Origin of the sequence: Pleomorphochaeta sp. DL1XJH-081 (genome assembly GCF_049310885.1) — a bacterium.
Lineage (GTDB): Bacteria > Spirochaetota > Spirochaetia > Sphaerochaetales > Sphaerochaetaceae > CAYZJV01.
Window position 1 is genome coordinate 42,307 of record NZ_JBMDYO010000004.1, and the last position, 22,706, is coordinate 65,012.

Here is a 22,706-nt window from a genome sequence, read left to right on the forward strand (position 1 = left end):
ACTATCAACTCGCTGTATCAGCTTTCAGATCCTGATTTTTGAAAGCTTCCCGATCGAACTCACCGAGTGAATTGGCGACGATGACTGATGTAGTCATGTCACCAGCCACATTGGTCATGGTCCTGAACATATCCACAATAAAATCGACACCGGCAACCAAACCAACAGCTTCAACCGGAAGACCTACCGTTGTAAGGGTTATAACCGTGAATGCAGTCGCTCCCATGGGAACTGCAGCGCTCCCCAGACTTGCCAGTACTGAGACAACCACGATCAATACATACTGCGATATGCTGAGATCAATACCAAATGCATTGGCAGCGAATACTGCCACCATGGCTGGAAAGATTCCTCCACAGGCATCCATATTCATCACGGCACCGAGTGGACCGACAAAATTCGCCACGCGGGAATTCACCTTAAGTCGGTTTGTCATCGTATCGATTGTCATAGTCAATGAACCTAGGCTGGAGCGACTGGAAAAAGCTAGAAGAAGAGCTGGACTAGCTGCCCTAAAAAATCTGATAGGATTGATTTTTGCAAACGTTGTAAGCAGTCCTCCGTATACCAATCCCATCTGGATAAGACAGGCAATCACTACGGCGATAACAAAAAGCCCAAGCTGTACCAATACTGACATGCCGGTGCTGCTAAGCCAATAAGTAGTTAAACCTAATACACCATAAGGAGTCAGTTTAAGCACATTCCTGGTCAATTGCATGACAATTTGTAGGAAGCTCTCCAGAATATCTTGGAATGGCTTTACGGCTTCTGGTTTTTTAGTCTTTACTCCGATTGCTGCGACCCCAATGAATAGCGAGAACACCACAAGCGGAATCATATTCATTTCAGCGGCAGCCTTCACAAAATTCGACGGTATGAAATTCCTGAATTGAGAAAATACATTGCTAACCGTATTGGGTTCACGAGAGGCCAATTCCGGGATAACCATGCCTGAACCGACTGAGAAAATACTTGCAATCACCAAACCGATGATTCCCGCTATTGTAGCGGTGAAGAGAAAAATTCCAATAGTACGGGATCCCATTTGCTTCAGTTCATCGGTACTACTTAACTTCAACAAACCTGCGATAATACTTGTTGGTACAAGAGGTATAATCAACATTCTTAATAGGTCTACATATCCGTATCCTACAAGTGACACCCAGCGTCGGACGTTCTGGTTGGCTTCAGCAGTGGCTAGGAAAAAGAGCGCCATACCGAACGCTGCCCCTAGAAGTAGAGCAATGAAGACACGAGTTGAGAAGGGTAGGTGAAACTTTCGTTTCAACACAACCAAGACGGCTAAAAGTAAGACAAATCCAAAAATCCAAAGGAATGTGGACATAGTTACCTCCAATGGTAAAGTTTACAAAATCTATAGATATAGTATGATATAAACACAACCCATCACTCGTCAAGGGGATGTTTATAACAAAAGGAGAGTTTCTCAGGACTAGATAGTAAGAAGGTAAGAATTAATTGAATCATGCTAAATGGAGATAATATAATGCTAATATTGTTTGCAACTATACATCAACAAAAGTTTTACTTTGTTAGAAAATATGACAAGACATAAAAATTAGACAATTTAACTTACCAAATCATAAAAATAGTCTTTGACTGTTGCATTTTGTTGTAATACGATACCGGTATATCACACATAGGAGACGCATATGAAAAAACTATTTCTTATCGTTCTTTTGGTACTTTTGGTTCTCCCGTTGATGGCAGCACCTTTGACCATCAAACTCGCACACTTAAACCCACAAGATCCTTTTGATGTCCCTTCAGCAGCAATGGCCGCTACATTCAAAAGTGAAGTGGAAGCGAATTCCAATGGACAGATTATTGTAGAGCTCTACCCGAATGGAGTATTGGGAAAAGAACGTGAGACCATGCTTCAGGTTAAGGCTGGAATCGTACAATCTTTTATATCCTCCTCTGGTGGTCTTTCTACCTTCTATCCTCTCATCGATGTTACGAACCTACCTTTCGCCTTCTCTAGCTATAATGTCGGTTATGAAGTATATGATGGCGATTTTGGACAAGAGTTGGCTGCCGATATCGAAAAACAAGCAGGATTTAAGGTCCTTGGTTTTGGCGAATCGGGTGGATTTTTTGCAATCACGAACTCCCGACGTGAAGTCCGGACTCCTGCCGATATGAGAGGCTTGAAAATCCGAGTAATGAGTGTTCCCTTACACCAGGAAGTGGTTAAGTCTTTAGGAGCTTCTCCGACTGTTGTCGCATGGGCTGAAGTCTATACATCCTTACAGACTGGGGTCGTCGATGGACAGATGAATCCTATCTCTATAATCAATATGGCGAAGTTCTATGAAGTCCAGGACTACATTACTCTCACAAACCATCTGTATGCTCCCTACGTTTGGGTCATGAATCCACGATTCTATAATGGACTTACCGCGGACCAGAAAAAAATTGTTGACGATGCAGCTCGAACTGCAATTCTTGCAGGACGTGGTGTAAGTCGTGTTATCGATTCATCAGATAAGGGTCTTCCCGTACTCTTAGAAAAAATGAATGTATATGTTCCCACAGCCGCAGAAATGAAGCAGTTCCGTGATCTTGCAATTCCTGCAGCTCGCGCATTCTTGGAAAGAACCTATAAATCTCAGGGTAAATACTGGGTGGATCGTTTCCTCTCAGCTGTCGAAGATGCCGAAGCCAAGTTGGGCTACTAAGAATTTTCGCTTCTAGACCATGTGGTGGTACCGAGTTCATGGTGCCACCACAGAGGAGTTTCTTCTATGGATTCACAAGAAAACAAAGCAATCGGCATGTTATACCGCATATCCGATATCCTGAATAAGATAGTTAGCCAACTTTGTGTTATTACGATAGGAGGGATGACTTTCGTCGTATTGTTGGGGGTCTTGTTTCGCTATGTCTTCAGGATTCCTCTCAGCTGGTCAGAGGAATTATCCCGGTATCTGATGATATGGGCAGCGGCACTGGCTATAAGTATCGGTATACGTGAGAATGAACATGTAGGACTGACCATTCTACTTGATGGAGCCAAATCAAAAGTAATGCGCATGATTCTCGGTAGCATCATTTTTGTTGTGGTGTTAGGTTTTCTCCTCATCATGATCTACTACTCCATCCAAATGACTATTGAAGCCAAGTTCCAGATTTCTATGGGTTTGGGTATAACTATGGTATTACCGTCATTGGCAATTCCGGTCTCCATGATCTTGGCCGTTATCCAATTGGTGTTAACGCATATTATAAACTTATCTCGAGGCTATGCCCCCGAGTCGCATGAGAAGAAAATCATCGACATTTAGAAAGAGGAGTCAACTATGTTCTTATCTATAATCATTGTTTTCGCTACACTCCTTCTTTTAGGGATACCAATTGGTTTTACTATTGGAGTTGCAGGTCTGGTCGGGCTGTATATGATGATGAACGATGTGGCTATGTTCACGATGGCTCCATTGCAGTTTTTCAGCGGTCTGGACATGTTTACGCTTATGGCGATGCCATTTTTCATTCTCGCTGGTGAGATCATGAACCGGACCGGAATAACCAACCGATTGGTAAAATTTTCCAATATTCTGGTGGGAAATGTGAGAGGAGGACTTGCACATGCCAATATCATAGCAAGTGTCTTTTTCGCCGGTATGACCGGAGCCGCTGTAAGTGATACGGCAGCTATCGGGACGATGTTGATACCCGCTATGGAAGAGGATGGCTACGATCTCGACTTTTCGGCTGCGGTAACGGCAGCCTCATCGATTATCGGGCCTACGATACCACCATCGAATATGATGGTTATCTATGGCTCCTTGATGAATGTTTCTATCGCTGGTCTGTTTGCTGCTGGTTTCCTTCCTGGAATCGTACTGGCAATCTTGTTGATGATAATCTCTTCCATCATTAGTTACAGGCGTGGTTATCCCAAGAGCCCCAAAACGACATTCAAAGAGAAAATGCTCGGTTTGAAGGATGCAATACTTCCTCTACTCATGCCGATCATAATTCTGGGTGGGATACTATCCGGAGTTTTCACTCCTACCGAAGCGGCAGCTGTTGCTGTAGCCTACGCGATGGTGGTTGGATTCTTCATTCTCAAGAGTATCAAGGTGAAAGACCTTCCTTCCATGTTCATTACGACCGCAAAGATTACAGGCGTGGTATTCCTTATCATAGGGACCGCTAGTATATTGAGCTGGGTACTCGCTATTAACCAAGTACCACAAATGATAGCTGACTTCCTATTAGCAGCGACAGGAAGCCCTGCAATGATCTTGTTCCTGATCATTATTCTAATGCTTGTGGTAGGTATGTTCATGGATATCGCTGCAGCGTTGATTATATTAGGCCCAATTTTGCATCCTATCGCAGTCGGGTTGGGGATGAGTCCTATCCACTTCGGTATTGTCATGGTACTTTCGCTCAATATCGCATTGATGACTCCACCGGTTGGAGCGTGTCTATTCGTTGCTTGTAGCATTACCAAGCTGAAACTCTCAACTTTGAGCAAAGCGATTCTGCCGTTTATCATTGTTGAAGTAATAGCGTTATTTATCATTGCTTATGTTCCGATAATCTCGACATTCCTTCCTACATTGCTTGGATTCTGAGAGTAGGGTGCAGAATCCCTTTATAGGATAAACAAGACACTGGTTGCGAAGCCGGTGTCTTGTTGGTACCAATAGGTAACCTTGCGATTGTTTTTCTTGCATTGGGCTACTTTCGGGTTTAAAATCTAACTAATGTATCAGATGTTTTTTCACTCTGCAAAATCTGTGGCAGGATTTCCTGTGTGATGAGTGAAAAAACGTTGATATTATGCAATTTTTTTTCAAAAAAGGAGAATCGTATGAAAAAATTGTTCCTGGTTTCGTTATTGCTTCTCGTAGCGACTACCTTCGTATTCGCTGCTGGACAGCAGGAGGCTCCGGTAGTAGAAGAGGAGTGTACCAATCGCGGGTTGCTCGATACCTTGTATTGTGATGAAAATTTCGATTTAGTAGCCGATCCACCAAAGGATGAAAGCAAGTGGTTGGATCCCGATACCTTAATATTCGCCTATACCCCAGTGGAAGATCCTGCGGTTTATCAAGATATCTGGCAGCCGTTCCTTGACCATTTGGCCGAAGTAACAGGAAAGAAGGTCAGATTCTTCTCTGTCGATTCGTACGCTGCACAGGTTGAAGCAATGCGTGCAGGACGTCTTCATATAGCAGGAATCTCAACTGGTCCGACTCCTTTCGCTGTCAATTTGGCCGGTTATGTTCCTTTCGCAATTATGGGTGGAGCTGACGGTCAGTTCGGTTATACCCTCCAGGTCTACGTACATGCCGATAGCGATTTGTATGAGCTACAGGATATCAAGGGTAAGCGGGTTGCTCATACCAGTCCCACTTCGAATTCCGGTAACATGGCTCCTTCGGCGCTATTTCCCGATTATGGTGTTACCCCTGGTGTAGATTATGAAATCGAGTTCTCCGGTAGTCACGAAAACTCTGCGCTTGGTGTAGTTGCAAAAGACTACGATGCGGCTCCTGTTGCATCAGAGGTTGTAGATAGAATGGCTGAAAGAGGTCTTTTCGATCCTGCTGATGTTCGCATTATTTTTGAAACAGATCCTTTCCCCACCACATCTTATGGCTACGCCCATAATTTGCACCCCGACTTGGTTGCCAAGATCAAGGAAGCTTTCTTCACCTTCCCGTTCGCTGGAACCCCACTTGGTGATGAGTTCGCTGTAGACGGCTTCATTGAGATCACCTATCTCGACCAGTGGGCGCAGATCAGGAAGATAAATGAGATGAACGGTATTGAATATACGTTCGAGGGCCTGTAGGCTCTGTTTTGAATAATTGAATGTGTACTACAAAACCGGTGTCGTTAGAGACACCGGTTTTACTGATACGCCAAAGAAGGTGAAGGACTATGCTTGAAATAAAGAATTTGGTGAAAAGCTACGGTAGTGGAGAACAAGTTCTCAAGGGGTTGAACTTTTCTACGGGAGATAAAAAGCTCACAGCTATTATCGGCTCATCCGGTGCAGGAAAGAGCACTATGTTACGATGTATTAACAGATTGGTGACTGCGGACTCTGGAGAAATTCTACTCGATGGAGTGGATCTATTGAAGTTGAGAGGAAAGCAGCTGCAGCATGCGCGACGACAGATAGGGATGATCTTCCAGGGTTACAATCTTGTGGATCGTCTTACCGTAATGGAGAATGTCCTTTCAGGAAGGCTCGGTTATGTCTCCCTTCTTCAAGGTGTATTTCGAAAATTTCCAGCTGATGATGTTGATCACGCATATCAGATGCTCAAACGTGTAGGTTTATCACAGTACATCAATAAACGCTGTGACGAACTTTCAGGTGGTGAGCGTCAGAGAGTAGGGGCTGCCCGAGCTCTCATGCAAAATCCCAGTATCCTTCTTGCGGATGAACCAACCGCTTCCCTAGATCCCAAGACCTCCGAATTGATCATGGAACTTATTGCCAATCTGGCTGAGGAATTGGATCTTCCGGTACTTATCAATCTCCATAATGTTGGACAAGCAAAGCACTATGCTTCCCGTATCGTAGGATTACGTGGAGGGGTCATTGTTTTCGACGGCAAACCCGACGAACTGACTCATGACCATCTTGAGCATATATATACCGGTAAAGCTGAGCTCAAGGAACAGAAGGAGAATGAATCGGAGTCTACAAGATGATGCAAGACAAACATACAATGCCGCCCGATAATCTCTATAGATGGAAGAAACCGAGTTTTATCAAGAATCCTTGGTTACGCTATGGGTTGATAATTATTAGTGCAGTATATCTTTTCTATGCATTCAGCACTCTGAGCCTAGATATCCAACGTGTCATGCGCGGTATTCCCCGGGCAATGCAGATTTTTTCCAGTGCTATTCCACCAGACTTTGCAGCAAGAGGATCTCTAATTGTTACAGGGTTCATTGAGAGTCTTCAAATTACTGTAGTGGCAACTTTTGCTGGAGTTTTGTTGAGTATCCCATTTGGGTTTATGGCAGCGAAGAATATTTCTATCCGTCCTGTCTATTGGCTGGGTCGGGCAATCATCATCGTTTCCCGAAGTTTGCATCCGATCGTACTCGGTGTCCTATTTGTGAAAGCGGTAGGCTTCGGAGCTTTCGCCGGTGTGCTCACCTTGATAATCTATACGATAGGTTTTGTCGGAAAATTGATTGCTGAAGCAATTGAAGAGATCAAATATGGACAGATCGAAGCTATCCGTTCAACAGGAGCTGGTTACTTCACCATTCTGGTCTATGCGGTATTTCCCCAGATTCTTCCTCGGTTGATTGGTCTGACTATGTATCAATTTGACATCAACCTGAGGGCTTCGGCCGTTATCGGCTTGGTTGGAGCAGGTGGTATCGGAAATACGCTCAATTCAGCATTCGGTAGATATGATTATGGTACTGCATCTGCAATCCTTCTGGTTATGATTGCTGTCATTCTTGTTGTGGAAGCAGCGAGCGGAAAACTGAGGAGGTTTACTAGATGAGTTCTTTGACATCAGGACCGCTGAAAGAATTGGGAAAAGAATCCTACAAATGGGAGCGCTATACACCTAAACAGAGGTTTTTACGATATTTCGCCTACCTCGCTGTAGCTGTAATCCTTTATTGGACTATTAGTTCAATCGATATTTTCTGGCCGTGGGTGTGGTCAGCCCCAGTTGAGATCCAGGACATGATCTATCGGATGATCCCCCCAAATCCCGGAGCTTTGCCAGAAATAATTCCAGCTCTGATCGAGACCATAAATATTGCGACTATTGGAACGGTATTTGCAGTCTTGATTTCATTACCGATAGCCTATTTTGGTGCAAACAATGTTTCTCCCAATAAAGTGACGTTGGCAATCGCCCGGATTATCATAGTATCCTCCAGATCGATCGATACTCTGATTTGGGCATTGCTTTTTGTAGCGATTCTAGGCCCAGGCCCAATGGCTGGAGTCTTTGCGATAACTTTCCGTGCTATTGGATTCCTTGGTAAATTAATTGGTGAAAGCATCGAGGAGATGGATTGGGGACCTATAGAAGCCCTTCAATCTTCCGGAGCTTCCAAAGGCCATATTATCAGTTATGCGATTGTTCCCCAGGTATTGCCAACTTTCTGGGCTGTTGCTATTCTCCGTTGGGATATTAATATCCGTGAATCAACAGTTCTCGGCATGGTTGGTGCTGGTGGTATCGGAATGCTGTTCCAGGTTGCTATAGACCTCTTCCGATGGAGAGATGTATCCATGGTACTCTTCTCCATAATTGTTGTCGTACTATTTGGAGAAATTGTTACTAGTATGGTCCGAAAGAAATTGATCTAACTATTCATGCTAAAGCTTAAAAGACTCCTCCTGCTGGGAAGCAAATACCCTAGTTAGAGGAGTCTTTTCATGCGTGGTGGCATGGGGCAAGGATATTGCCTGAGCCCTTAGTTTGTGCATAGTTAATTCTTACCAGATAACAATAGCTGTAGATTCTGATTGTTTTTGGTATATTCATTCTATTGCTTTCATGTTTTACCTTTACTAGCCTTTACATACATACCTATGGTGGAGGCAATGTATCTATGAAGATGGATAAGAAGAAAATTCGTATATTTGGTGACTCAATTTTGAAAGGGGTGGTGTATAGCGAAAAGGAAGATCGGTATATTCCAATTAAAAACAATGGGTTCGATCGTTTAGGGGATCTTCTTGGAGTTGAGTTCCAAAATAGCGCTATGTTTGGTTGTACGGTTACCAAGGGGAAGGATTTACTTCAGAGAGCTATGGCCAATGGGTTGCATTGTGATAGTGTATTGCTTGAGTATGGAGGAAATGATTGTGATTTCCTCTGGGATCAAGTCGCGGCAGATCCTGATGCCAGTCATCTACCGAAAACTCCATTGGAGGAGTTTGACTTGACGTTGAAACATATGATATCGCAACTGAAACGAGTGGATATAGTTCCTATACTCATGACTTTACCACCGATCGATGCAAAACGTTATCTAGGCCATATCTGTCGAAATGGGTTGGATAAGAACCGCATTCTCCACTGGCTTGGGGACATCCATAACATAGAACGATATCAGGAACTCTACTCCCTTCGGATAGCGACTGTAGCCTTGGAGACACATACGCAGATGATTGATATCAGAAGTGGTTTTCTAGCGAGAAAGGATTGCAGCTCTCTCATATGCAACGATGGTATCCACCCAAATGAGGCTGGACATGCATTGATCATGGATTTGTTAGCCGATTTTCATGTAATGAAGATTCCTGCATAGCCAAACGAAGTGGGTGCAGGAAATAAACGTTGAGATACCGCGCCTCTCGGTACGAAGCATGTGGCAATACCTTATCTTACAAGAGCTTGACCTGGAGTAGTGATATTTTCATTGAAAAGGTTACTAGTGGCGAACGAGATTAGTGTTGCAATTTTGGAGACACTTTTTGGAGACGCAATTTTAATAATTACATACCAAGCAAACAATTAAAGGCTAAAAATTAAGCCAAAAGTGGGATTCGAACCCACGACCTGCGCATTACGAGTGCGCTGCTCTACCCCTGAGCCATTTTGGCATTGTCATAAGACCGGTAAACACTACCGGATTTTGCTGTAAAATGCAAGGGGACCGAGGTTTTGAGAGGGGTTCTTGGAAGTGACGGGCTTGACCAAAGCTAGGATACAAACTACCTTATATCGACGGAGCATATCTCCGATTGGAGTGCATTCTGAATAAGAAATTTACCCGGCATATGCCGGAAACCTCGGTTCCCGAGGAGCGAGTTGTTGCAATACGGATAAAGGCTAACCGCAGTGCTCGTGCAGGAGTTCCCTGGACGCCTGAGGTTGCCGATTTTTATATGGAGTTGTATCCCGATATGATGGAGAAAGGATACTCGTTAGATGATCTAGCTGATGCGTATTTTGGAGAATTCTGGTAATGAAGGTTCTCGGAATAGAGACCTCGTGCGATGAGTGTTCGGTAGCAGTTGTCGAAGATGGTGTTTCCATCCTCAGTAATATTGTAGCTACACAAATCGAATTGCACACCCCTTACCAGGGAGTGGTCCCTGAAATCGCATCCCGACTCCATACCGAGTGGATATCACAAGTAGTGCAATCAGCTCTGAATGAAGCGGATATGGTCGTTGCCGATATTGATGCTGTTGCAGTGACCAATCGTCCAGGACTATTGGGATCCTTGTTGGTGGGAGTCAACTTCGCAAAGGGTTTTGCGGCAACACTTGATGTTCCATTTATTGGAATCGACCACATAAGAGCCCATCTCTATGCTTCACAGATTGAACATCCTCTTGATTATCCATACCTTGGAGTTCTGGTCTCTGGTGGCCATACCGTAATCTGTAAGGTCAACGGATATGACGATATCGATGTCTTGGGTACGACGATTGACGATGCTATAGGCGAAGCCTTCGATAAAGTCGCTAAACACCATGGGTTTGGGTATCCTGGTGGAGTGGTGATAGATAGGCTGGCTAAAAATGGAGATTCCAAGGCTTTCCTATTCCCTGGGCCAGCATTGCAAAAAGGAAATCATCCCTATGATGTGTCATACTCTGGGTTGAAGACAGCAGTAATCAACCAACTTGATCAGTTTTGGGATGGTACGTCGGCCAAATCTCCGGAAAATATTGCAGCCTCCTTTCAAAGGACAGCTATAGTCATCTTGATGAAACGGGTACGCAAGGCACTCGATGATACTGGACTCACCCGCTTGGCAGTTGGTGGAGGCGTTGCGGCTAACAGTCTTCTGCGAAGTGAAATGAAAGCTTTGACAGGAATTGAAGTGGCGTTTCCATCAATGGAATTATGTACCGACAATGGTGCGATGATTGCAGGATTGGCCTATCGTTATCTAGTAGACGGTATTACCAGTGATCTCAGTGTCACTGCTTCGGCTCGTGTAACAGCCTTCAAGAAAACTTATCCTTAGGGGGACTCGTCATGGGAACATTTGATTTGGATTCGGCAATAAGAAAAGTTCACGATTTTCCACGTGCGGGAATCTTGTTTTATGATGTCACTAGTATCCTCACAACACCGGAAGCTTTTCAGTATTGTGTGGATAAAATGGATGAGATCTACGCGGAGCAGAAAATTGATGCAGTAGCTTGTATCGAAGCCCGTGGATTCGTCTTTGCTGCTCCTTATGCCTACAAGAAGGGTATACCGCTTGTATTGGTACGGAAAAAAGGGAAATTGCCAGGAAAGACACAGGAACGCAAATATAATCTGGAATATGGTCAGGATTATGTCTCAATCCATGAAAGTGATGTCCATGCTGGGGAGAGGATCCTTATAGTAGATGATCTGATCGCTACTGGAGGAACAATTGAAGCCGCGGCTAGTTTGATTGAGGATATGGGAGCTACCGTAGCGGGAGTATTCGGTGTAATCGGATTGCCTTTCCTCGATTATGGGAAGAAATTGGATAAGTACGAAATCCGGACTCTGATCGACTACGATAGCGAATGAAGAAAACAAAGGCTTAGTTGCTTAACCGAACGAGGGCAGGGTGTGCCTTCTAGGCCTAGCCTGTGCATTAGGGTATTGTTACCTTTCATTTTCCTATAAGGGTTGACAAATATCCTCAATTTCTATAAATTCAAGCAGGATTTATAACGTTGGGATGTAGTGTAATGGTAACACTGCAGATTCTGGTTCTGCCTTTAGGGGTTCGAATCCCTTCATCCCAGTCTCCTAACGGTCCCTTCGTCTATCGGCTAGGACGGGAGATTCTCAGTCTTCAAAGAGGGGTTCGATTCCCCTAGGGACTATAGCCAAGCCAGCCCAACCTCGGGCTGGCATTTTTCTGTGATAGCAGGTACTATCGAATCTAGAAAGGATTATTCATGATAACAGCTTCAAATATTTCGCTAGCTTTCGGAACACAGGTATTGTTCAAGGAAGTAAACATCAAATTCACCCCTGGTAATTGCTATGGAGTCATAGGAGCCAATGGCGCCGGAAAATCGACTTTCCTGAAAATTCTTTCGGGTGAGCTTGAAGCCGACACCGGTGACGTCATAGTAACTCCGGGAGAACGTATTGCAGTCCTCAAACAGGATCACTTTGCATTCAATGATCATACGGTATTAGAGACTGTGATCATGGGCTATGAACGGCTCTATGAGATCATGGTAGAGCGAGATAAGATCTACGCCAAAGAGGACTTTACCGAAGAGGATGGTATAAAAGCAGCTGAATTGGAGGGAGAGTTCGCCGAACTTGGTGGATGGGAAGCCGAAGCCGAGGCAGGTGTTATGCTCGATGGACTTGGTATTTCTGATACTTTGTTACAGAGCAAAATGGGCGATATCGAAGACAATATCAAAGTGCGTGTTCTTCTTGCCCAGGCATTGTTCGGAAATCCCGATATTCTCCTGCTTGACGAGCCTACAAACCACTTGGATCTTGAATCGATCCATTGGTTGGAAAACTTCCTTGCCAATTTTAACAATACGGTCATTGTTGTATCCCACGATAGGCATTTTCTCAACACTGTCTGTACCCATGTTGCCGATATAGACTATGGAAAGATACTCCTCTATGTCGGAAACTATGATTTCTGGTATCATAGCAGCCAACTTGCCGCTAAGCAGATGAAGGATGAGAAGAGAAGGCGTGAAGATAAGATTGCTGAATTGAAGGAGTTCATCCAACGGTTCAGTTCCAACCTTTCAAAAGCACGCCAGGCTACCAGTCGTAAGAAATTGATCGATAAATTGACAATTGACGATATAAAACCTTCATCTCGAAGATTTCCCTATGTCGCTTTCAAACCAGAACGTGAGCCTGGGAAAAACATCCTCGAAGTTAAAGGTCTGACAAAAACCATTGATGGTGAAAAAGTCTTGGATAACTTTTCCCTCATGGTGAATAATGGTGATAAAATCGCATTTGTTGGACCGAACCATTATGCGAAAACGGTATTTTTTGAGATCATAGCTGGTAGGATGGAGCCCGATAGTGGAACCTTTGAATGGGGTGTTACCACCAAGCAAAGTTATTTTCCCAAAGACAATAGTGCTTATTTCTCGGAACATTTGAGTATCACCGACTGGTTACGTCAGTATTCGGTCGAGAAGGACGATACCTTTGTTCGTTCATTTCTCGGTCGTATGCTTTTCTCAGGTGATGAATCACTGAAGGATTGTACTGTTCTCAGTGGTGGTGAGAAGGTTCGATGTGTCCTCGCTAGGATTATGCTGGAACAGGGTAATGTACTTATTCTCGATGAACCAACGAGCCATCTTGATCTTGAGGCTATAACGAGTCTGAACGATGGATTGATCGATTTTACTGGTGTATTGCTCTTCAATAGTCATGACCACCAGTTTGTCGATACGATAGCGAATAGAATCATTGAATTTGCTCCCGATGGCAATGTTATCGATAGGATAATGGGTCTTGAGGAGTATTTGGAGAACGAGGATATCCGTGCACTGCGAGATTCCTATTACCATGGTCATAACGGGGTGACTATCTGACAAGGAGTAATGCGATGTTGCTGGTAGTTGATATTGGAAATACCAATGTTGTGATGGCTATGCATGATGGAAATACATGGGTAGCAAACTGGCGGATATACAGCGACCAGAAGAAGACCAGCGACGAGTATTTTGTCATTGTGGAGAGGATGGTGAGCCATGGAGGTTTTACTCCATCGGATATCGACCGATCCATCATCAGTTCGGTTGTTCCGAATCTCACACGTTCTTTCCAAAAGGTCATCCGAACCTTAAGTGGGAAAGAGCCTATGATGGTTACCCATGATTCCGCTCCTTCATTGAAACGAGAAAGTATTCCGAAAGAATTGGGATGTGACCTGTTAGCAAACGCTGTCGCTGCACATGATCTGTATCCTGACCATCTCTGCATGGTACTTGATTTCGGTACAGCATTGACATTGACTACAGTTACGGAAGAAGGTGAAGTATTGGGAGCTGCAATAGCGCCCGGTCTTGTAACTGCTGTAAACTCACTTTTCCATAATACAGCCCAGATTCCCCAAGTACAGCTCAAATTGCCTGAACGTGCGATAGGACGAGATTCAGATGCCTCCATACGGAGTGGAATCATGTACGGATACGCAGGTTTGGTGAAAGAGTTGGTCAGTAGGTCGGAGCAGGAGTTGGGCAAATCGGCCAAAGTCCTCGCAACTGGAGGACTTTCCCGCACTATTGCCCCTCTGATAGGGCGGATAGACCATCTTGAACCTCTGCTCACATTGGAGGGCCTCAGAATCATGGCCGATGCCAATCATTGAAGCCCTCACCACGGGGAATTTACCAATCTGTTTAATTTCCTAGAACAAATCTTCCCTGTCTCATGATTTGTACTTTCTTGTTCTCTCTAGTTGTAGCGACGATATCCATATCTGGAGAACCTACCATGAAATCGGTATGTACCAGAGAGCGATTACAACCAGCACCAAGGAGTTTTTCATCCGAATTAAGCGTCTCATAGTTGGCTAGGCAACTTGGGTATCCAGCTCCGAGGGCAAGATGACAAGATGCATTCTCATCGAAGAGGATTGAATGGAACACATGCTTTGCCTTGGCAATAGGTGAGTCCTCATCAACAAGCGCGACTTCACCCAGATATCTAGCACCTTCATCGGTATCTAGGAATCGGTCCATGATCGACTGTCCTTTTTTTGCAGTACAAGAGACTACCTTGCCATCCTTGAATTCAAGAACGACATCTTCAACTAGAGAATCCATTACTGATACTGGACGGGTTGTAACTACTCGACCATTGGCAGTCAATCTATCGGGGGTAGAGAAAACCTCTTCAGTGGGAATATTTGCAAGGAAAAATCCACCATTCGGCAATGGGTCGCCTCCGCCCATCCAGCGATGCTGTTCTGTGAATCCAATGGTTAAATCGGTCTTGCTGCTTTTGAAATGTAATGAACGGATTTCAAGACTATCCAGATATTTGCCCCTAGCCAACAAGGTATCTGCATGTTCTTGCCAGGCAGTTATGGGATCCGGTGTATCGAGCCGTAGAATCGGAGCCATGATCTCCCACAGATCTTCAACAGTTGCATTCTCTCCTAGGATTTGCTTTGCCCATTGTGGCCCCGGTGCACAAACTACACACCAAGGGTGCTCATGTCGCATGCGACTGAGTTGGTATAACCGTCCCGAATTTGCCTTGCCAGCTTTGTATGCCCCTAATTTGGCGGAGTCAGCGTCAGCAAGCCAATGCCGATCCTCAGTATTATCGATCCGTATATATGCCCAATCTTTTACCATCATTTCGTAGTCGATGTTCTTGGCGAAATCGGGAACTTGCGATAGTTGTTCGATACTCTGGCTATCGGTTCTCTTTCTTACTAAACGAAGATCATCTATCTCGATTTGTACGAGCAGCGCTCCAGATTCGTAGGCAGCGATAGCAACTTGTTGGGCGAATGGGTAGTTCTCTGGTCCAGTCTTGATCTGGAGGCATTGCCCTGGGTAGAGGGCGACTCCCGAATTTACGATAAGCTCAGCATAAGCTCTTTCCATGGTCTTGATGTCTTTCATATAGTTCCCCTTAAATATTTATCTGAATGCAGGAATTAGATCAGAAACTGGCCATTATGCATGATGATGATCTCATCCCCGTCTATTAACCGTGCTGTAAACGATAGATTGTCATCACCTATAGGCAAACGGACTCTCAGATTACTTACGTTGCAGCCAGTTTGTTCCTGTAGCTCCAATTCATCGGAATAGGTATCGAGAGCTTCAAGGTGGAATGCTTCTCCCATTCCCAATGTAATAGTAGAGGTATGGTTCTCATCGAATCCCGCATATCCGAAAACGTCGGCAATATGTGTCAAAGCGGAACCTTTTTCAACTAAAGAGCATTCTCCCATTCTCGATGCACCTTCATCCATTCCTAGAGCTATTTTCAGCAACTCTTTGCCAGAAGCGGCATCGAACGAGACAATACGACCCTGAGAGAATTCAAGTACCGCACCCTCAACCATTCCTCCGAGCACGGGGAATGGTTTTGTGGTACGGAGTATCCCGGTGGTGGTGCTGCGATCGACTAACATGCTCACTCTATCGAGGGGAAGATGAGGAACAAAAGCCCTTCCGTTCTCTAGTTTTCTTACTCCTCCACGCCAACGGGATTCGAGTACAGGAGCCAGAGTCAGTCGGGTTCCTGTCTCATTGCGGATTTCGAAGGTTTCCACCTCAAGTCGATTGAGATTTGCCAGACGGCTATCAAGCAACGAAATATGTTCGCGCCAAGCATGTTGGGGATCTTTGTCTTCAATTTTGAATACTGGTGCCAATACATCCCATAATTGTTGCTCTGTCGCATGATTGCCCAGGAGCCTACGGGCCCAAACAGGGCCTGGAACAGCGGCTATCGACCAAGGCGCAACCTGTCTGTCCAATTGAGGTGGAGCAAGATTACCTACTTTCTGCAATAAAGCAAAATCCTGTGCTATTTGTTGCGGATCAGCAGAAAAATCCCAATCACGGTCTTCAGTGTCATCCAGTCTAAGCAAAGCGGCACGCAATGGTGGAAGGGGAGATTGTTCATGCTCAATCGGCGAAACCGTGATGACCTCTCCTGGCGAGCCCTCTTCGATTGGAACGATATGCACCGGTTGTAAGGTCGTTTCACTGGCAATCTGTGCAAGATCCCTGGCGAAATCCAGATGACCCGGGTTAGTATTAATTGAAAGGGATTCTCCCTCTTGGATGTTCATCACTACACTAAGTAGGATTTCCATATATGTCGTACGATAGTCCATATTACTCCTCAATGCTTCATAGTACTATAATTTCACTCTTTCGACCAATAGATACACTACCGAATATTTTACTCGGGGGCCTTGACCATACTACGGGATTCAGGTATATATAGGTGCATCAAGAGACAGAAGCGTGCGCCTGTGGTATAGTGGTATTACCTCAGCCTTCCAAGCTGAAGAGGCGGGTTCGATTCCCGTCGGGCGCTTATACGGAGAGCCTGGCGAAGCCAGGTTTTTTCATTTCCAAACGAAGCGAGGGCAGCGGGACCACGAAGTGGTCACATTGCTGAGCGAGTGCAGGGAACGAAAGGAACTTGCATTTCCAAACGAAGCGAGGGCAGCGGGACTACGAAGTGGATCCAATACCGAACGAGTGCAGGAAACAAAAGCTCGCTTGTATTGCTGAGCGAGTGCAGGGAACGAAAATTGAAACCTTTCATGTCCGATGCTATGTATGTAATAATCCAAAAGAGGTGAGTAATGGGAGTCCGTGGAGAAGTTTATTCGACTAGATTGGTTACCAAAGACAGGACCTACTTTTTCAATGTAAAAGAGAATGTCTATGGCGATCTGTTCTTGAATATCGTTGAAAGCAAGGGTACTGAGGGCGGTGAAGGAAAATTCATTAGACAATCTATCCTCGTGTATCAAGAAGATCTAGGAGAATTCGTGAAAGAATTCCAGAAGACACTCGATTTCCTCAAACAAAAGACTAAAAGGTAAAAGTCATCCGATGAATAGGACTGGGGCCATGAATATTGCATGCCTCCAGGTGCGCCTTCGTCGGATAGCCCTTATGCTTGGCAAAACCCCAAAAGGGATACTTCTGATCCATCAATAGCATCAAATCATCCCTAGCGGTCTTGGCCAAGATCGAGGCCGCCATAATCTCAAAGACCGAATCATCGCCTTTTACGATTGCTTGGCATGGTACTGGCAAGTTTGGTGTCCTGTTACCATCAACTAAAACCATATCAATTCCTATGCCGCTTCTTGCAATCTTCATGTATGCCCGCTGCATCGCACAGAGGGTAGCTTGTAGAATGTTTATCCTGTCGATCTCCCCTCTGCTAGACCAAGCTACTGCCCAAGCGATTGCTTGGTTTTTGATCATTGTTTCAGCGGATTTACGTCTCTTAAGTGAGAGCTTCTTTGAATCCGCTAGGATTTCAAAAGGAAAATCCTTCGGCAAGACTACTGCGGCGGCACAGACCGGACCGGCTATAGGGCCCCTTCCGGCCTCGTCAATTCCACAAATAAGCATCATAAGGCGATAGTAGGCTTGGTGATGTAATTTGTCAATTCATCATAGGTATGGTATACTCGCGATGGTGGACTGACGGACTCTCGCCCATAAACGGGAGTTTCCAGCCGCGTGAAGTGACTATAAGCATGGGAGTTCCGGTTGTTCCTCAAGAGCCTAGAACTATATGGATTCAAATCTTTCGCCGATAAGACCCGTCTGGAATTTGCCGACGGGACTACTTCATTGCTTGGCCCAAATGGTTGCGGTAAAAGTAATATTGTAGATGCCATTAAATGGGTCTTGGGAGAGCAGTCAACTAAAACCTTGCGTGCGGGAAAGATGGAGGATGTCATCTTCAACGGAACCGAGAGCAGAAAACCACTCAATGTAGCGGAGGTGACCTTGCTTGTCGATAATGCGAGCGGGATACTTCCTACAGAACACAGTGAAGTTGAGATCAAGCGTAGGCTCTACCGCAGTGGAGAGAGTGAGTTTTTTATAAACCGAAGCCAAGTCCGGCTGAAGGATATTCGTGAACTTTTTTTTGATACCGGAGTAGGCAAATCAGCCTACTCAATCCTTGAGCAAGGGAAGATCGACCAAATCCTCAGCCATAAACCTGAAGACCGCCGCTATATTTTTGAAGAGGCAGCTGGAATTACCCGTTATAAACTACGGAGTATTGAGGCTGCAAGAAAGCTGGAGCGGACAGAAGAGAATATTGAACAGGTAGAAACCTTGCTCGGAGAGATCAAACGGCAATACGATTCCCGGAAAGCCCAAGCCTCCAAAGCAGCACGTTATAGGGAATTGGAACAACAACAGGCCTCTATTGAAGTTGATGTACAACTTTCTACTGTTAAAAGTTTTTTGCTCCTTCGTGACTCAAGAAACGATCAGCTGCAGAAGGCGAGGCTGGCGTATGATGAACTGAAAGAACAGATTTCCATAGATACCGAACAAGTCGAAAGTGAACAGAGTGAATTACGTCGGCATGCTGAAACACGGGTAGCGATTCAGACACGTATCCAGAGACTGGAGGAACAGCTGATAGCGAAGCGTGACCAATTGGAACTCCTGCAACAACGCTATCAAGATTTCTTGAGAAGCAAGGATGAGGCTGATGCCCGGGCAGGTCAAATTCTGGAGAGGATAGATCGCGATGAATTCGAATTGGAGAGCCAACGGGATTACAAGCAACAAATAACTCAGACGATAGAGGATCTAGGTGAGAAGATTACTCAGCATGTGCTTCAGATGGGAGAAACACAAGAACTCATCAAAGAGCATGATGTGGAGATCGGAGGTCGGGAATCGGAGATTCTCGTAGAAGATTCGAAACAACAGGAATTGGGTGCTAAACTCCAAGAAATCACTGATCTGATTGTCGTAGAATTAGATAGGAAACTTTCTGAGAGCGGATACTCGATTCAAGCAAGGAGATCGTCCGAACAAGCATTTCTCGAACGATTGGAGCGTATGAGGAACTCCTTGGCTGAAAGGGTGGAATTTGGGAAGACTATCGGTCCATTGCTGAAGAATAAGACTACTGATCCGACCGATATTGTTAAAGAGTGGAATAGATTCCTGCAAGAGATTTCTCGTTCGATAGAAGCCTTGGCAGAATTATTTTCATCATACCGAAATACCATACCTAGTTTTATCGATGAACTGTTGGCTCCAGAGGGCATCATCACTCAAAAACACGGCATCGACGGTGAGCTTGCTGCTTCGCGTTCCCGTTCTATAGCACACCGTGAGGCTATTAAGACCTTACGTGAAGAAAATCATGGATTGGCCGAGTTACTGGAACAGTATAGAGAGAGACTGACCCAGTTGAAGGTCTCGCTAGGAGAACATCAAGCCCGGGTCGCAAGTTCAAAATCACTCATAGAGAGTCTTGAGAAAAACATTACCGAACAGCGATACCTCCACTCCGATGCTGAACGTGATGCACAGGTTGCAGCCCAGAGAGTCGAAGAAGCCATAGAGCAGATGTCTCTAGTACGTGAAGACCAAGTCCGCATAGAGGAGGAGAAAGATTCCCTTGATGGGCAGTTGGTCGAAATTGTAGAGGTTATTGAACGGGAAAACGAGAGACTCAGTGGTGAGCGTCAGAAAATAAACCAACGGTATACTGAACTGAATGAATTGCGTGGAAGTATCGATAAATACACCTTTCATATTGAGTCCTTGGAAGAACAGATTCAAGGTGTCTATAGGAATTTTTTCGATACCTATGGAAAGAGTCTGAAAGAGTTTGATGCCCGTCTGGAGGAAGATTTAGGCGATCTGGGGCAATTGCGCGAGCAATTGGCATCCTTGAAGAAACAGATCCAAGGTATGGGCTATATAAACCATATGGCAGAAGAGGAATTCGCAGAAATCAAGGAGCGGTACGACTTTTTGAATCAGCAAATGACCGATCTTATGAAGGCGAAGAATGATCTGACTCGTGTTATTGAAGAAATTAAGAAACGTTCAGAAGAGTTGTTCCTCGACTCATATCATAAGATCCGTATCAATTTCCAAGAAATGTTCCATCGAATGTTCGGAGGAGGACGGGCTGAATTACGTCTTATGGATCCTGAGAATGTATTGGAAAGCGGGATCGATATCCTTGCACAACCCCCAGGAAAGAAGCTAGATCGACTCGCACCACTTTCGGGAGGAGAAAAATCGTTGACCGCGGTAGCACTATTGTTCGCAACCTACAAGGTGAAACCCTCCCCATTTTGTATTCTGGATGAGATCGATGCGGCATTGGATGACCGAAATATCGGGTATTTCCTCAGTGTATTAGAGGATTTCGCATCTTCTTCGCAATTTATTATCATCACTCATAACAAGCATACCGTAATGGGTTCACGAACACTTTTAGGGGTTACTATGCAAGAGAGGGGAGTTTCCAAGGCAATCAGTTATCGCATGGGTTGGGAAGCTGATGAGGAGGTAATTTACGATGCGCAGGTTGACACTCCCTCCAATAATACAGTATAAATCTTTACCGTAAAGCAGATAGATTTGGATGTGTAATGTTTGATTCAATAAGCGAGAAATTTACTGGTATCGTCAGGTCGTTCAGCGGCAAGGCGAAAATCACCGAAAAAAATATTCAAGACGCGGTCGAAGAGATCAAGATTGCGCTGCTCGAAGCAGACGTAAATCTTCGTGTGGTCAGACGTTTTATTAACAAGACGATGGAAGAGGCTACTGGCGAGAAAGTCCTCAAATCCATCGATCCTGGACAACAGTTCATCAAGATCGTCTATGATAGGATGGTCCAACTGTTGGGAGATGAAGAGAGCCAACACATAAATCTCAAAGGTCCCGACACTACCAGCGTGATCCTCATGATGGGGCTCCAGGGTTCGGGTAAGACTACTACTGCTGCTAAACTCGCCGCTCGTTTCAAAAAACAGGGCCGTCGTCCGATGTTGGTTGCTGCCGACTTGGTCCGTCCTGCAGCTGTTCTACAGTTACAGGTACTTGGTGAAAAGATCGATGTTCCTGTTTTTGCACAAGAGTCCAAAGACCCTGTGGCTGTTGCCAAACATGCGCTTGCGGCAGCCAAAAAAGAACAGTACGATATCCTGATCGTTGATACATCGGGACGTATGCACCTCGATGAGACGATGATGGATGAGATCAAGAAGATCTATCAGGCTGTCTCCCCAGATGAGACACTGTTTGTTGCAGATGCGATGACCGGTCAGAATGCTGTCACTATTGCCCAGGAATTTGAAGAGAAAGTAGGAATATCAGGGGTTGTCCTCAGCAAGTTCGATTCCGATACCCGTGGTGGTGCAGCCCTTTCATTGCGTTCTATCGTTGGAAAACCGATCAAATTCATTGGTGTAGGTGAGAAGCTTGAGGATTTGGACCCGTTCTATCCTGATCGGATCGCTTCAAGGATCTTGGGAATGGGAGATGTCGTCTCTCTCGTAGAGAAGGCTCAGGAGACCATTGACCAAGCTGAAGCAGAACGTATGCAGGAGAAGATGAGCAAAAACACCTTCGATCTGCAAGATTATCTGGACCAGCTCGACCGTATGAATAAAATGGGTTCTATTGACAAACTGATCGATATGATCCCAGGCGCAAAGGGAAATGTGAGTGAGGATGATATTGATACCGAAGAAATGAAGCGGGAAAAAGCGATCATCCAATCCATGACCTATGCGGAGAGGACAAATTACCGTATACTGGGACCGACACGCAGGAAGCGGGTTGCTAAGGGTAGTGGGACATCGGTAAACGAGGTCAACAGGCTCTTGAAAAAGTTTGAGAAAATGCGACTTACTATGAAGAAGTTCGCAAAAAATAAAAAATACCAAGCTTCAATGTTGAAACACATGGGTATGTAATTGCGTTGAGCAGGAGGAAGTTGTGAGTACGAGTATCAGATTGAAGAGGTTCGGATCGAAAAAGAGACCATATTATCGTGTGGTAGTAATCGATTCACAGGCTGCGCGTGACAGTCGTTCGATTGAAGAGGTTGGTCAGTACCATCCCATCGAGGCTGAAGACAAGCAGGTTGTCCTCAAAGAGGATCGCATCAAAGAGTGGATTGCCAAAGGTGCACAACCATCGGCAACTGTGAAAAAGATTCTCAACAAACATAATATCACAGTCGACAGAACCCCTCAGAAGTAAT

Annotated in this window: 21 protein-coding genes and 4 tRNA genes; 20 read left to right on the plus strand and 5 right to left on the minus strand. The window is 45.0% G+C overall.

Annotation, left to right across the window (positions count from 1 at the left end; genetic code table 11):
* Window positions 1–4 precede the first annotated feature (4 nt).
* The gene (locus tag ACODJP_RS08435) at window positions 5–1,348 is read right to left on the minus strand and encodes a dicarboxylate/amino acid:cation symporter (protein ID WP_422480476.1); all 1,344 of its coding nucleotides are present in this window, start codon (window positions 1,346–1,348) and stop codon (window positions 5–7) included.
* Window positions 1,349–1,676: 328 nt separating this feature from the next.
* Here ACODJP_RS08435 and ACODJP_RS08440 point away from each other — a divergent pair, with 328 nt between their 5' ends.
* From ACODJP_RS08440 to ACODJP_RS08475, 8 genes are all read left to right on the plus strand, one after another.
* On the plus strand, window positions 1,677–2,705 hold the full coding sequence (locus ACODJP_RS08440) for a DctP family TRAP transporter solute-binding subunit (protein ID WP_422480478.1): 1,029 nt from the start codon (window positions 1,677–1,679) through the stop codon (window positions 2,703–2,705).
* Window positions 2,706–2,771: 66 nt separating this feature from the next.
* Window positions 2,772–3,311, plus strand: a complete 540-nt coding sequence (locus tag ACODJP_RS08445) for a TRAP transporter small permease (RefSeq protein WP_422480480.1) — start codon at window positions 2,772–2,774, stop codon at window positions 3,309–3,311.
* A gap of 15 nt (window positions 3,312–3,326) precedes the next feature.
* Entirely contained in the window at window positions 3,327–4,610 is a 1,284-nt protein-coding gene (locus tag ACODJP_RS08450; protein ID WP_422480482.1) for a TRAP transporter large permease, read from the plus strand.
* Between the two features lie 239 nt (window positions 4,611–4,849).
* Window positions 4,850–5,836, plus strand: a complete 987-nt coding sequence (gene phnD, locus ACODJP_RS08455; protein ID WP_422480484.1) for a phosphate/phosphite/phosphonate ABC transporter substrate-binding protein — start codon at window positions 4,850–4,852, stop codon at window positions 5,834–5,836.
* An 89-nt stretch (window positions 5,837–5,925) separates the two neighbouring features.
* Entirely contained in the window at window positions 5,926–6,708 is a 783-nt protein-coding gene (gene phnC, locus ACODJP_RS08460) for a phosphonate ABC transporter ATP-binding protein (RefSeq protein ID WP_422480486.1), read from the plus strand.
* Entirely contained in the window at window positions 6,705–7,526 is an 822-nt protein-coding gene (gene phnE / locus ACODJP_RS08465; RefSeq protein ID WP_422480488.1) for a phosphonate ABC transporter, permease protein PhnE, read from the plus strand. Before phnC ends, phnE (ACODJP_RS08465) begins: the two co-directional genes overlap by 4 nt.
* Entirely contained in the window at window positions 7,523–8,350 is an 828-nt protein-coding gene (phnE, locus tag ACODJP_RS08470; protein WP_422480490.1) for a phosphonate ABC transporter, permease protein PhnE, read from the plus strand. Before phnE (ACODJP_RS08465) ends, phnE (ACODJP_RS08470) begins: the two co-directional genes overlap by 4 nt.
* A 245-nt stretch (window positions 8,351–8,595) precedes the next feature.
* The gene (locus tag ACODJP_RS08475) at window positions 8,596–9,297 is read left to right on the plus strand and encodes an SGNH/GDSL hydrolase family protein (RefSeq protein WP_422480492.1); all 702 of its coding nucleotides are present in this window, start codon (window positions 8,596–8,598) and stop codon (window positions 9,295–9,297) included.
* A gap of 223 nt (window positions 9,298–9,520) precedes the next feature.
* Here ACODJP_RS08475 and ACODJP_RS08480 read toward each other — a convergent pair.
* Window positions 9,521–9,592 (minus strand) — tRNA-Thr (locus ACODJP_RS08480).
* Between the two features lie 177 nt (window positions 9,593–9,769).
* Between ACODJP_RS08480 and ACODJP_RS08485 the strand changes: the two genes are divergently transcribed.
* The 7 genes from ACODJP_RS08485 (at window position 9,770) to ACODJP_RS08515 (ending at window position 14,307) form a co-directional block, all read left to right on the plus strand.
* Window positions 9,770–9,958: a hypothetical protein gene (locus ACODJP_RS08485; protein ID WP_422480494.1), complete on the plus strand. Its 189-nt coding sequence runs from the start codon at window positions 9,770–9,772 to the stop codon at window positions 9,956–9,958.
* Window positions 9,958–10,971 carry a tRNA (adenosine(37)-N6)-threonylcarbamoyltransferase complex transferase subunit TsaD gene (tsaD, locus tag ACODJP_RS08490; RefSeq protein WP_422480496.1) on the plus strand — a complete coding sequence of 338 codons (1,014 nt, stop codon included), beginning with the start codon at window positions 9,958–9,960 and terminating at the stop codon, window positions 10,969–10,971. Before ACODJP_RS08485 ends, tsaD begins: the two co-directional genes overlap by 1 nt.
* A gap of 11 nt (window positions 10,972–10,982) precedes the next feature.
* Window positions 10,983–11,513 (plus strand): adenine phosphoribosyltransferase, encoded by a 531-nt coding sequence (locus tag ACODJP_RS08495; RefSeq protein ID WP_422480498.1) that lies wholly within the window; start codon window positions 10,983–10,985, stop codon window positions 11,511–11,513.
* A 150-nt stretch (window positions 11,514–11,663) separates the two neighbouring features.
* Window positions 11,664–11,734 (plus strand) — tRNA-Gln (locus ACODJP_RS08500).
* 9 nt (window positions 11,735–11,743) lie between these two features.
* A tRNA-Glu gene (locus ACODJP_RS08505) sits at window positions 11,744–11,815 on the plus strand.
* Between the two features lie 75 nt (window positions 11,816–11,890).
* A complete protein-coding gene (locus ACODJP_RS08510) occupies window positions 11,891–13,528 on the plus strand; it encodes an ABC-F family ATP-binding cassette domain-containing protein (RefSeq protein WP_422480500.1) in 1,638 nt (545 codons plus the stop codon).
* A gap of 14 nt (window positions 13,529–13,542) precedes the next feature.
* Entirely contained in the window at window positions 13,543–14,307 is a 765-nt protein-coding gene (locus ACODJP_RS08515; RefSeq protein ID WP_422480502.1) for a type III pantothenate kinase, read from the plus strand.
* 31 nt (window positions 14,308–14,338) lie between these two features.
* Here the strand turns inward: ACODJP_RS08515 and ACODJP_RS08520 are convergent, their stop codons facing one another.
* Both ACODJP_RS08520 and ACODJP_RS08525 read right to left on the minus strand, forming a co-directional pair.
* Window positions 14,339–15,574, minus strand: coding sequence for an aminopeptidase (locus tag ACODJP_RS08520; protein ID WP_422480504.1), 1,236 nt, complete (start codon window positions 15,572–15,574; stop codon window positions 14,339–14,341).
* Between the two features lie 35 nt (window positions 15,575–15,609).
* On the minus strand, window positions 15,610–16,803 hold the full coding sequence (locus ACODJP_RS08525; RefSeq protein ID WP_422480506.1) for an aminopeptidase: 1,194 nt from the start codon (window positions 16,801–16,803) through the stop codon (window positions 15,610–15,612).
* Between the two features lie 135 nt (window positions 16,804–16,938).
* On the opposite strand from ACODJP_RS08525, the gene ACODJP_RS08530 reads away from it, so the two are divergent.
* Window positions 16,939–17,009 (plus strand) — tRNA-Gly (locus tag ACODJP_RS08530).
* Window positions 17,010–17,283: 274 nt separating this feature from the next.
* Window positions 17,284–17,526 (plus strand): DUF3276 family protein, encoded by a 243-nt coding sequence (locus ACODJP_RS08535; protein WP_422480507.1) that lies wholly within the window; start codon window positions 17,284–17,286, stop codon window positions 17,524–17,526.
* On the opposite strand, the gene ACODJP_RS08540 is transcribed toward ACODJP_RS08535, so the two are convergent.
* Window positions 17,516–18,070, minus strand: a complete 555-nt coding sequence (locus ACODJP_RS08540) for a ribonuclease HII (protein WP_422480509.1) — start codon at window positions 18,068–18,070, stop codon at window positions 17,516–17,518. The two genes, ACODJP_RS08535 and ACODJP_RS08540, sit on opposite strands and share 11 nt — an antisense overlap.
* 138 nt (window positions 18,071–18,208) lie before the next feature.
* Here ACODJP_RS08540 and ACODJP_RS08545 point away from each other — a divergent pair, with 138 nt between their 5' ends.
* Genes ACODJP_RS08545 through rpsP form a run of 3 tightly spaced genes read left to right on the plus strand, consistent with a single transcriptional unit; the run spans window position 18,209 to window position 22,705 of the window.
* Entirely contained in the window at window positions 18,209–21,049 is a 2,841-nt protein-coding gene (locus ACODJP_RS08545; protein WP_422480511.1) for a chromosome segregation SMC family protein, read from the plus strand.
* A gap of 35 nt (window positions 21,050–21,084) precedes the next feature.
* Window positions 21,085–22,416 carry a signal recognition particle protein gene (gene ffh / locus ACODJP_RS08550; protein WP_422480513.1) on the plus strand — a complete coding sequence of 444 codons (1,332 nt, stop codon included), beginning with the start codon at window positions 21,085–21,087 and terminating at the stop codon, window positions 22,414–22,416.
* A gap of 22 nt (window positions 22,417–22,438) precedes the next feature.
* Window positions 22,439–22,705, plus strand: coding sequence for a 30S ribosomal protein S16 (gene rpsP / locus ACODJP_RS08555; RefSeq protein ID WP_422480515.1), 267 nt, complete (start codon window positions 22,439–22,441; stop codon window positions 22,703–22,705).
* Window position 22,706 lies beyond the last annotated feature (1 nt).